We start from the raw sequence: 11,652 nt of genomic DNA, 5'->3' as shown, positions 1-11,652 counted from the left end.
CCCAATTTCAGGATTAATCCCCATCAAACATATTGAAAAGTCCGCGCGCAATGCTTCCTTCATCTTTCGTACCGCCGCCAGCCGGCATCGCAGCAAACACTCTGCTGGCAAGCCTGCTGAACGGAAGCGACTGAATCCAGACTGTGCCTGGTCCCCTTAATGTAGCAAAGAAGAGACCCTCCCCGCCGAACAATGCAGTCTTGACTCCCTTAACCATTTCAATGTTATAATCGACACTGCTCGTCATTGCGACAAGGCAGCCAGTGTCAACTCTCAAAACTTCCCCAGCCTGGAGTTCTTTTTTATGTATGGTTCCGCCTGCATGGACAAACGCCATTCCGTCACCTTCAAGCTTTTGCATGATAAAGCCCTCGCCACCGAAGAAGCCGGCCCCGATTTTACGCTGGAATTCAATGCCGACCGTTACACCTTTAGCTGCAGCAAGAAACGAATCCTTTTGGCAAATGATTCTGCCACCCAGCTCGCTTAGGTCCATAGGGATGATCTTTCCTGGATAGGGTGATGCGAACGATACGTGGCGCTTGCCTGTACCTGAATTAGTGAAGGTAGTCATGAACAGGCTTTCTCCGGTAAGAACTCGTTTGCCTGCAGAGAAGAGTTTGCCCATAAAGCCACCGCCGCCCCCCGAGCCATCGCCAAAAATGGTTTCCATCGAGATGCCTTCTTCCATCATCATCAAGCCGCCAGCTTCAGCAATTACCGTTTCATTTGGATCTAGCTCAACTTCAACAAACTGCATGTCATCCCCATAAATTTTGTAGTCAATTTCATGATTATTCATCGTTTTTCCTCCTCAAACAAAATTTCCCTCCAATCAAGTATACTTCAAAATAAACGGATTTTCCTTATTTTGTCCACCTTTTGGGGAGTAAAATCCCAACCTTTATAAATCTCAAAGAGTGTGCATAAAACCCAAAAATTCTTGATAAAACGAAGAAAGTGTATCATAAAAGTCAGAAATTCTTCATAAAACGCAAAAAGTGTGCCAAAAAACTCAGAATTCCTGCTAAACACCTAGCATCTTGCTAGGTTCTCTATTCCAGGTCCGAATCTTCAACTGAGTACACTTCTGGCTTTCCACTTTCCGTGTTCATTAGCCTGAACTGCTCGGGGGTAATTTTTAAAATGACGTAGTCTGGATCATCAGGACCCTTAAACCAGCCTTCAAAATCAGAATTCCAAAGCTTTTGTTTCATTTCTTCCGAATCATGAATGATTACCTTACCTTCAATTTCAACGAAACTATCCTTCAGGCCCTTTCCCTGATATCCAAGCAGGATATGAACATACGGATTTTCCTCAAGGTCTCCTACCTTATGGGTATCCCGGTTTGATGCACAGTAGAGTGTAAGCCCTTCGTGGTAAAAATCCATATAACGAGAATAAGGTTTCCCGTTCCTAACAGTCGCAAGTGTTCCGGTTTTTTGGCTATCCAAAATGGACATAATCCTTTGCTTCAATGTTTCACTCAAAAAAATCCGCCTCCTTTATTGGTTCTCATATAGTATCCCTATATCATTAAAAACAAAACCGAATATATGTGATATAAAGCTGTTGAAAGGGTATTATGGTAGGATAGTTGTATAAAGAATCTTACGAATGAACATAGAGGAGAAGCGCTATGAATAGAAAAATCAGAACTGGATTGCTTGCTGATACTGAAACAACAGGTCTGAAGCCGGGAAGCGATGAAATTATTGAACTTGGTATGATTTTGTTTTCCTATGACGACGAAACTGGGGAAATTGTCGATATCCTAGAAGAAGCTGAATTCCTTCGGGAGCCTCTGTCACAATCAGCGATTAGGAATTATCCCGGCGCATTCAGGGTACATGGCATACCGTTTGCCGATGTTAAGGGAAAGGTTTTTGATGATGAAAAGGTTATGAAGCTGTTAGGGCATTCCGATACAATTTTAGCTCATAATGCAACATTTGACCGAAGCTTTTTGTATCATATGTACCCTGAAGTTAACGAGCTGAAATGGTACTGCACGATGCGGAATATCCCGTGGAAGAAGTATGGCTTCCAGAGCGGCAGCCTTCTGTCACTTTTAAAAGCCCATGGAATCTCAGGGTCTCAGTCTCACAGAGCCATGGATGATATTGTTCAGCTAATGGCATTGTTGAAGGAGCCAAATCTGGATGGTTATCCTTACTTAAAGGAAGTTTTATCGAAAAAACCTATGCGAAAATATGAACCCGCAGCATCAAAGTCAGGTTATCGGAATTGGCGTTCAACTAACAGGAGGACATCCTCTACCAACACCTGGGGTAATTAGAATGGTTGGAGTATTTACATATCGTCATTATTTTTCAAAGTAATTGGAGTGACTCTGATGGACTTTCGAACAACCAACTCACCTGAAGGAAGGCGAGTGCTTGCGGAACAACTTGCAAGACTATTTCATGAGCGTGCAGATGAAGTCGACAAACAAGGAAAATTTCCTTTTGAGAATTTTAATATTCTCATGGAAACTGGATATACAACCCTAACTGTTCCTAAGGAATATGGCGGAATGGATATCTCTTTATTGGAACTGATTCAGCTTCAGGAAATTCTTGCTGAAGGCGATGGCTCGACAGCTTTAGCCGTTGGCTGGCATATGGGTATCATTAAGAATCTTTCTGAAAAAAGGCCATGGAAGGAAGAAGTTTTCCGCAAGGTATGTGAACACACCTTAAAACACGGTTCACTTATAAATAGTGCTGCATCCGAGAAATCAACAGGAAGCCCGACCCGCGGCGGCAAACCACAGACGGTGGCAGTAAAAACCGGCGAGGTGTGGCGGCTGACCGGAAGAAAAATCTTTACCACCCTGTCACCTGTACTGGATTTTGTACTTGTTTCCGCAAGCCTGGAGGGAAGAGATGAGGCCGGAACATTTCTTGTTCCAATGAATACTCCAGGTGTTTCGATTGAAGAAACATGGGACAGCATTTCAATGAGAGGCACAGGCAGCCATGACCTTGTGCTTCAGGATGTAGAAGTGAATGATGAACAACTAGTAGAAACAGCTTCGGGCAATAAAGCTCCCAACGGCTGGCTTCTTCATATCCCTGCTTGCTATTTAGGAATTGCTTCAGCAGCCCAGACATATGCTATTTCGTTTGCAAAGAGTTATTCACCGAATAGCATCAATGGAACGATAAGTGAAATTCCAACAGTAAGGCAGCGAATTGGCGAAATGGAACTTCTGCTTATGCAGTCAAGGCATTTCCTATATAGTGTGGCAAGGAAATGGGATGAGTCTAATGAAGAGACTAGGAGTGGCATGCTCCCTGAACTGAATGCAGCCAAGATGTCCGTCGTTAATACAGCACAGAAAATTGTCGATCTCGCTATGCGTGTTGTCGGGGCGAGCAGCTTGTCACAATCTAACCCGCTGCAAAGATACTACCGGGATGTCAGGGCTGGGCTGCACAACCCACCGATGGATGATATGACGATACAGGTGCTTGCTGCATCTGCATTGAACTCAAAAGGCAGCTAGTCTCTCGGATAAATGCTCCTATCTTTGACAAGCTAAAGTGGAAAGGAGTGTTGAACTTGCCGAGAGGAAAAGAACTTCAACAGCTGCCGATGAGCAATATTGCTCCTGGTGCAGGCCAGGATCGGGGCCCATTTGAACGCAGTTCCCTTAAAAGTATTACCAGGGACACCCAGCCACAGCCATCTTCAATTCGGAATGAACAGCTGGAAAAAAGCTGAGACACGTTATATAAAAATATACAAGCCCGCTGAGTGCGGGCTTGTATATTTTTATTCCTCTTTAAGTTCCTTTATTTCAATGACTGTTCTTTCTTCAAGCGGCCCCCTTAAATGGACAGTTGCTGTTTCCCCGTCATCATGTAATTCGTCTATCCAAACTTCTGCTCCATTGTAAGTAACGTTAATGTCAGCAGAAGAAGATAGAATTTGCTTTACCCGATTTACATCCACCATAAATCATCCTTTCAAAATTAGATACCTATAGCTTTTGGCATCAAAACTGAAATTATCCAACAGAATAGGCAGAAACACATTTCTGTACAAGAGAGTTCTTGTCCAATCGCGTTCAAGTCCTTTTCATATACTGTTATAAACATGCTGAAAGGGGGAATTTACATGGGCAGACGGAGAAAAAATAATAGAAATAACAATAGAAACAACATTAGAAACAATAATAAAACAAGAGATGTTGAAGTACTGGCAGATCGAGTCGTTATTCGGGCAGATCAATTAGTGGTCCTTGGGTCAGAAGATAATCGGAACGTTAACGATGATAGGGTCCGAGGAATTTTTGATCGAAATGATCGGAATGATCGAAATAGAAGGAACGCTAATGTGGCAGGCGCATTTAACAGAAATCGCAGGAACAACCGGGACGCGGCTGGTGATAGGGATAGAAAAAACCGCAGATGTAATATTGGCTGTGGTTATTCAGATGACCGATATGAAACGAATTATGGCAATGTAGCAGGCGCTGAGAACGGGAAACACTGTGGACGTTGTACTGGCAGAGGAAATAACCGGGATTCCTATGATGTAGGCGGCAGTCAAGACTCTTATAATAACAACTGCAGAAGACGCAGTTGGGAAAATTTCTGGTTCTAAATTTCCAGTTCGAAAATAAATATAATTACTCAGGAAATGGCGAAACCATTTCCTTTTTTTATTACCTAGTTTCTTCTATATAATATACATTTTGATTGCGCTTTCATTTTTTCGCAAAATGCCGGCTTGTGTCTTATATCTTATAACGCTAATGTGAATAAAGAGGTTTTTGCGACTTAGGGTCAAACCTGTATTGGTGATTTCTTATATTTTGAAAGAAGACGACGAGTAGTAGATGCTGCAACATGTTCTTTTTCACATGATCTCGAGAGTCAGTATTACTGATAATAATCAAAAAAATTTTCAAAAATCATTATTGCCTAAAAAGGATGCCGGGTTTATGATATCTAAGGAAGTCAGCAAAAGAAATTTTCCCAATAAGGAAGTCTTAAAGTGAACCCCAATCATAAGCCGGAAATTGTTAAACTAAATGAAACCTATAGTAAAAAGAATGGAATCGCTTCAACAATCGCCTTAAATCTTACGAATAACTATTTCTCCCTGTTTGCCCTTGGAGTATTAGGGGCTTCAAATTATCAAATCGGACTTATTAGTTCATTGCCTCAATTCGTCGGAATGTTTGCCATGTTTATCGGGTCGATTGCAATGGGCAGAATGTCTGAAAAGAAATTCTTTACAGCTTATTCAACCTTTTTAACAAGGCTGTTCCTGCTTGGCATGTTCTTTGTGGTCTATGTGCCAGCTGAATACAGGAGCTGGATATTCGTCCTGTTGGTAGGGCTAATGAATCTGCCAGGTTCTTTTGCAACACTTAGCTGGCAATCGCTTATTGGCGACCTTGTACCTGATCACCGCCGAAACGGTTTTTTCAGTGAACGGAACAGGGTGTTGACGATTGTTGGAATGATCACGACTTTTACGATTGGAATCATTCTTCAGCAATTTGATAAGAACAATCCTGTTCCTTACCAGGCACTCTTCATAACTGCGTTTTTCGTAAGTCTTATTGAAGTGTATTACTTAATCAAACATAAGGAAGAAAAAACAGGAAAAGGCAAGAAATCCATATCGCTTAAGCCTGACTTTTCCATTTTTACATATAAGCCCTATTTATATTTCCTCATTTGCGGGTTGTATTTCAATTTTGGCTGGCAGATGGCATGGCCCTTGTTCAGTATTTATCAAATTTCCTATGCACATGCAGATGGTTTTTGGATTAGTATATTAACTGTAACAAATCAGCTTGCTCAAATCATAAGCTTTAATTGGTGGGGCAGGATGGCAGACAAGCACGGAAATGCAAAAATGCTTATACTTGTAGCATTGGGCATGTCAATTGCACCGGTTTCATTTATCGTTTCAACGAATCTCGTCTACATCACCATTGCCAATGGCCTCTCGGGTTTCTTTGTATCCGGGACCGTCCTAATACTCTTCAACCAGCTACTGGAAGTGACCAAGGATGATAATCGGCACGCTTATATCGCAAACTATAATGTATTACTTGCAATAATTGGTTTCATTGCTCCACAGTTCGGGGTATTTCTTTTAGAAACATTAACTATTCATTTATCAATGTACATTTCCACTGCTATCCGTGCTTCGAGTGCGATTTTCTTCTTATTGTTTTTCCTATATATAAAAAAGAGCAAGGCAGGGCAGTTAAAACAGGCTGGTTAACAAACAAAAGAGAAAGCGGGTTCGCGCGTGACTTAAGGGCAGGGAGTTAGCGCATTCGTCGCGATTATTGTTACCTGTCGCGTAATTTCGTGCGATGTATTTTCGAGGAAGCTTTCCTTGGGGATATGGACATACAAACTAACGTAAAAGGAATGAGATTTTAATGGGGATTTGCAAGCTTGACCACACTTCAGAGGATGTCCAAAAAAAATATGAAACCCAAAGCCACCTACTTCCGTCTAATATACGTGAAACCTTTATGGACTGGCTGGGCAGAAATCCAACTCAGTTGGAGTTAAATGAAGTCTTTCATCTTTTAAAAAAATATGACCTTATCACCGATGAAGAACGTGGTAAGCGAGACCTCGAACTAGCACAAATCCTGTTGAAAAAAGAGGAAACGGGCCGATAAATATTGGCTGCACCAGGAAGAAACAAGCAGTATTATTAATTCCACTTTTTCCTATAATGTGTTATAGTAATTGAGGTTTGTTTACCTGTGTTGCTTTCGGTAAGTGAGAGGAGAATTAACATGCCACAAAAATATTTAAGACAAATAGGGGATTGGAAAAACAGGCAATATTCCTTTTTCATTCTTGCCGTCGTCCTCTTTTGGCTAAAAACCTACAGTGCGTATCTTATTGAATTTAATCTTGGAATTGATAATGGACTCCAAAAATTCCTGCTGTTTCTAAACCCGCTTAGCTCAGCCCTATTTTTCTTTGGAATAGCTTTGCTCTTTCGCAAGAAAGTCCAATTCTGGGTGATAACAGTAACCAACTTGATTTTATCTTTTCTGCTCTACGCAAACATTGTGTATTACAGGTTCTTCGATGACTTCATCACCTTGCCCGTGCTCATGCAAGCAAAGGTCAATGCCGGCCAGCTCGGTGATAGTGCTGCATCGCTGATGGGCCCATTGGATATTTTTTATTTTACGGATACAATTATCCTGGCAGTTCTTGCCTATAAGGCAATTGGACGGTTCAGGGAACCAGGCAAGCGCGCGTTCCGGATTGCAATGCTGTTTGCTGTGACTACATTTCTTTTCAATTTGGGTCTCGCTGAAAAGGATCGTCCGCAGCTATTGACAAGGTCCTTTGACCGCGCATACCTCGTAAAATATCTCGGTACGTATAACTTTACCATTTACGATGCGATTCAAAACATACGCTCTTCCAGTGAGCGCGCACTCGCTGACAGTAATGATATTACCGAAATCGAGAACTACAGGAAAGCGAACTATTCAGAACCAGACCCGAAGCTTTTTGGTAAAGCTGAAGGAATGAATGTTGTTTATATCGCTCTTGAATCAATGCAAAGCTTCATTATTGATTACAAGCTAGAAGGCCAGGAAGTAACGCCATTCCTGAATTCCCTTGCTAAGGATGATAACACGTTCTACTTCTCGAATGTGTACCACCAGACCAGCCAGGGGAAAACGTCCGATGCGGAATTTCTAATGGAAAACTCGCTTTATCCTATGACTCAGGGTGCCGTTTTCATTAACAAAGCCCAAAACACATTCCATGCCATGCCGGCTATCCTTAAGAACCAGGGTTATACATCAGCGGTTTTCCATGGAAACTATAAAACATTCTGGAACCGGAATGTCATGTACAAGGCCTTGGGCTATGATGAGTTTTACGATGCCGAATATTACACCATGAAAGACGAAGAAGTGAAGAACTATGGATTGAAAGATAAGCCGTTCTTCAAGGAATCGATCCCGATGCTGGCAGGGATGAAGCAGCCTTTCTATACTAAATTCATAACATTGTCCAACCATTTCCCATTTGAAATGGATCCGGGTGATACGGACTTCCCGTTGGGTACCACAGGGGATGATGTTGTTGACAATTATTTCACTTCGGCAAACTATATGGACCAGGCAATCGAACAATTCTTCAATGATTTGAAGATAAATGGACTGTATGAAAATACAATGTTTGTGTTATACGGGGACCATTACGGTATTTCCGAAAACCATAATGATGCAATGGCACAGGTGATTGGTGAAGAAGTCACTCCATTAAAGAATATGGAATTGCAAAAGGTTCCTGTTATGATTCATATTCCTGGAGTTAAAGGCAAGCAGATAGAGAAGTTTGGCGGCCAAATCGATGTGCGTCCAACTGTCCTGCATTTGCTCGGCATTGACTCGAAAGATTACATGGAGCTTGGCTCAGACCTTTTATCACCTGACCATCATGAAGTTGTTGGCTTCAGGAATGGTGATTTCACCTCACCTGAAATCACTCAAATTAGTGACAAGTGCTATAACACTTCAACAGGTGAACTGATCGAAGAAGAAACAGAACTGTGTCTGGAGTATTCCGAAAAGGTTAAAACAGAGCTTCAAATGTCAGACGAATTGGTCTTGAAAGACTTGCTAAGATTCTATACGCCTAATGGATTCAAGCCAATAAATCCTGAGGATTATGAGTATATCAAGGAAGACGGACCAGTTAGTGATACGGAAGAATAATATTATGAGCGAAGGGGATATCCCTTTCGCTCTTTTTTATTGGTTTAGCTCTGTTTAACTGAATGTTGATGTCAATCTGTTTGAAAAATAAGGGGAGAAATTCCGGTTAAATCGGGAAATAACCATATTTCTCTTAAAATAAGGGGAGTTTTTCCGCTTATCAAACCAGAATCATTGGTTTTTGACTTATTTTAAGAAGTTTAGGGGAATTTATACGCTTATTTCTGTCTCTTAAGGTGCCCGTGGGTACAATAGCCGGAAATTCTCCCCCTAATAAATTCTTATACCTCAACAAAAATCAACAATGAATACTAACAGAGCCATTGGTTTAGCTTCTTCACTGTTACCTGCTTTTCCCAGGCGATTTCTACCACATATTTTGCTTTTTCTAAAACATCTTTAACTTTTCTACCTGAGTCTCCGAATAATTCAACGTTATTCATATCCGAAACAAATTCCACTTTCCAGCCTGTACTGTAACAAAGGCACTTGCTCCCTGGCTGTCTGGTTCGTTATTTTCCCGGTGTAAAATTTATGGTACGATAAAAGAACATATATTCCCCAGAAAGGGGTGAACGTAATGGAGGCTATCAATATATCTGCAAGGGCACTTGCTGAGTATGTTTATAGTAGTGGCAGCATTGAATTTGGGATTCGCCCGCAGACGGCAATGATAGAAGGGACAAGAGCTCACCAACTGATCCAGAAAGGCTATCATGAGGAAGATCGGAAAGAGGTGCCGCTTCGATTTGAAATTTCGGCTGAAGGGCTGTTATTTTTAGTTGAAGGACGCTGTGACGGATTGCTTGTCAGGGATGGCCATCTGGTTATCGATGAAATTAAATCAACGGCAGGCAGCCTTGAATGGATTGAAGCTGACTCATATCCTGTCCATTGGGCACAGGCGAAGTGCTATGCCTATGCTATTGCCTTGGAACACGCCCTTGAGGAAATTGACATCCAATTGACCTATGTACAAAGGGGTACAAACGATACAAAGATTTTCATCTCTACTTTTTCAATAGTGGAGCTTGAAGAGTTCCTTCATTTTGCGTTAAAGGTTTACGCTCCTTTTGCAAAAATGAAGCTTTCACATTTTGAGAAAAAGATAGAGTCCGCTAAACGTCTCGAATTTCCGCACTCAGCCTACAGGCAAGGCCAGCGTCTTCTCGCAGGTACCGTTTACCGAAGCATTAAGGAAGGGAATACTTTATTCGCCAACGCTCCTACTGGTATCGGAAAAACGATATCTACGCTTTTCCCAAGTATAAAAGCAATCGGCGAAGGGGTTATAGACCATATCTTTTACATAACTGCGCGCACAACAACCAGGCATGCCGCCGAAGACGCTCTATCGTTAATGGCTGCCAATGGACTGCATTTAACTTCGGTCACAATTACTGCAAAGGATAAAATCTGTTTCAAGGAAGATGAAGGATGCCCGGGAGAAGGCTGTCCATTTACGGAAGGGTACTATGATCGAATAAACGAAGCCATTCTTGATATCTATGAACATGAAACTAGGATAAATCGTACGGTCCTGGAACACTACGCGAGAAAACACCAGCTATGCCCGTTTGAGTTTTCGCTGGATGTGGCTTATCATGCAGATGCGGTTATTTGCGATTATAACTATGTTTATGACCCGCGTGTTTCCTTAAAAAGGCTTTTTGATGAAAAGAAAAAACGTACAGCACTTCTTGTTGATGAGGCACATAACCTTGCGGACAGAGCTCGGGAAATGTACTCTGCCACTCTCGATAAGCAAGGCTATCTCGCCGTCAAGAGAGACTATAAAAAATCAAACCCGGGATTGTCAAAGGCTGCTGGCAAAATCAATCAGTATTTTGTGGATAGAAAAAAAGAACTCGAAGGCAGGCATGCGTTTTTGCTGGAAGGTGTTCCTGAGGATTTGCTTGAAGCCATAAAGGAGTTCGCTGATAAAGCCGAAGCAGAGTTGGTAAAAGGCCAGGAAGTTTCCGAGGAATTACTTGATGCGTTCTTTTCAGCACAAAATTTTATCCGGACTGCTGGATTTTTTAATGAGAAGTATTGTGCATATTTTTCACACGAACGAAATGAAACGTCAGTAAAGCTATTTTGCCTTGATCCCTCAGAGCTGTTAAGGAAGGCCGGCAAAGCCTTCCGAAGTAAAATATTCTTTTCGGCCACCCTCGTACCAGGAGACTATTTTAAGGAAATGCTCGGAGCGGAAGAGGAAGATGCAGTTATTTCAATACCATCGCCGTTTAGCAGAGAGCAGGTTGACGTATTTATTAGCCCGTTGTCAACGCGCTACAAAGTTAGAGATGCATCTTATTCGCCGATTGCAGAAATGGTTGAGATGCTGGTTAAAGAAAGGCCGGGTAACTATTTTTGCTTTTTTCCTTCATATCTCTATCTGAAGGAAGTGTCTGAACGGTTTAATTCAGGGGAAGAAATAGATGTTCTCATCCAGCAATCACAGATGACCGAGGAGGAACGCGATCAGTTTCTAAGCAACTTTGAAGCAGGCCGCCCAAGGAGCCTCGTCGTTTTTGCAGTAATGGGAGGCATTTTTTCAGAAGGTGTCGATCTTCCTGGTGACAAACTGAATGGGGTCATTATTACTGGTGTAGGGCTTCCTCAGCTGTCCTTTGAGCGGGATATTTTGAAACACTATTATACCTCCAATGGGAAAAATGGCTATGATTATTCATATACCTTTCCGGGGCTCGTAAAGGTTCTCCAGGCAGGGGGCCGCTTGATTCGGTCCGAGGAGGATACCGGCACAATTGTACTAATTGATGACCGCTTTTTGCAAAAAAAGTATCTTAATTTTTTTCCAAATGAATGGAAAGAGTTCACGATATTAGATTAGTATTCATAGTAAAGGTGTCCCATTCATAAAGTTGGGACACCCTTTT

11 protein-coding genes are annotated in these 11,652 nt (G+C 41.9%); 8 read left to right on the top strand and 3 right to left on the bottom strand.

The features are described 5' to 3' along the window. Positions 1–13: 13 nt before the first annotated feature. Positions 14–802, bottom strand: coding sequence for a TIGR00266 family protein (locus AM500_RS11900; RefSeq protein WP_053599395.1), 789 nt, complete (start codon positions 800–802; stop codon positions 14–16). Between the two features lie 253 nt (positions 803–1,055). Continuing rightward, complete coding sequence (locus AM500_RS11895) at positions 1,056–1,466, bottom strand: pyridoxamine 5'-phosphate oxidase family protein (RefSeq protein WP_053601709.1); 411 nt, start codon at positions 1,464–1,466, stop codon at positions 1,056–1,058. Positions 1,467–1,642: 176 nt separating this feature from the next. Between AM500_RS11895 and AM500_RS11890 the strand changes: the two genes are divergently transcribed. From AM500_RS11890 to AM500_RS25825, 3 genes are read left to right on the top strand one after another with little or no spacing between them, the layout of a single operon-like run. Beyond that, positions 1,643–2,302 (top strand): exonuclease domain-containing protein, encoded by a 660-nt coding sequence (locus AM500_RS11890; protein WP_082347215.1) that lies wholly within the window; start codon positions 1,643–1,645, stop codon positions 2,300–2,302. Between the two features lie 57 nt (positions 2,303–2,359). After that, a complete protein-coding gene (locus tag AM500_RS11885) occupies positions 2,360–3,514 on the top strand; it encodes an acyl-CoA dehydrogenase family protein (protein WP_053599394.1) in 1,155 nt (384 codons plus the stop codon). 56 nt (positions 3,515–3,570) lie between these two features. Further along, positions 3,571–3,732 (top strand): hypothetical protein, encoded by a 162-nt coding sequence (locus AM500_RS25825; protein ID WP_053599393.1) that lies wholly within the window; start codon positions 3,571–3,573, stop codon positions 3,730–3,732. Positions 3,733–3,783: 51 nt separating this feature from the next. On the opposite strand, the gene AM500_RS11875 is transcribed toward AM500_RS25825, so the two are convergent. After that, positions 3,784–3,963, bottom strand: coding sequence for an H-type small acid-soluble spore protein (locus AM500_RS11875; protein ID WP_043932144.1), 180 nt, complete (start codon positions 3,961–3,963; stop codon positions 3,784–3,786). 165 nt (positions 3,964–4,128) lie between these two features. Here AM500_RS11875 and AM500_RS11870 point away from each other — a divergent pair, with 165 nt between their 5' ends. The 5 genes from AM500_RS11870 to AM500_RS11850 all read left to right on the top strand — a co-directional run bounded on the left by AM500_RS11870 (position 4,129) and on the right by AM500_RS11850 (position 11,606). After that, positions 4,129–4,617, top strand: coding sequence for a hypothetical protein (locus tag AM500_RS11870; protein ID WP_053599392.1), 489 nt, complete (start codon positions 4,129–4,131; stop codon positions 4,615–4,617). 393 nt (positions 4,618–5,010) lie between these two features. Beyond that, positions 5,011–6,258, top strand: coding sequence for an MFS transporter (locus AM500_RS11865; RefSeq protein ID WP_053599391.1), 1,248 nt, complete (start codon positions 5,011–5,013; stop codon positions 6,256–6,258). A 163-nt stretch (positions 6,259–6,421) separates the two neighbouring features. Then, positions 6,422–6,670: a hypothetical protein gene (locus tag AM500_RS11860; RefSeq protein WP_053599390.1), complete on the top strand. Its 249-nt coding sequence runs from the start codon at positions 6,422–6,424 to the stop codon at positions 6,668–6,670. Between the two features lie 120 nt (positions 6,671–6,790). Beyond that, positions 6,791–8,746, top strand: a complete 1,956-nt coding sequence (locus AM500_RS11855; RefSeq protein ID WP_053599389.1) for a lipoteichoic acid synthase — start codon at positions 6,791–6,793, stop codon at positions 8,744–8,746. A gap of 580 nt (positions 8,747–9,326) precedes the next feature. Continuing rightward, positions 9,327–11,606, top strand: coding sequence for an ATP-dependent DNA helicase (locus AM500_RS11850; RefSeq protein WP_053599388.1), 2,280 nt, complete (start codon positions 9,327–9,329; stop codon positions 11,604–11,606). Positions 11,607–11,652: the final 46 nt, after the last annotated feature.

The sequence above is a fragment of the Bacillus sp. FJAT-18017 genome (assembly GCF_001278805.1).
Classification (GTDB): Bacteria; Bacillota; Bacilli; order Bacillales; family Cytobacillaceae; genus Bacillus_D.
This window is presented reverse-complemented; position numbering and strand designations above follow the sequence as displayed.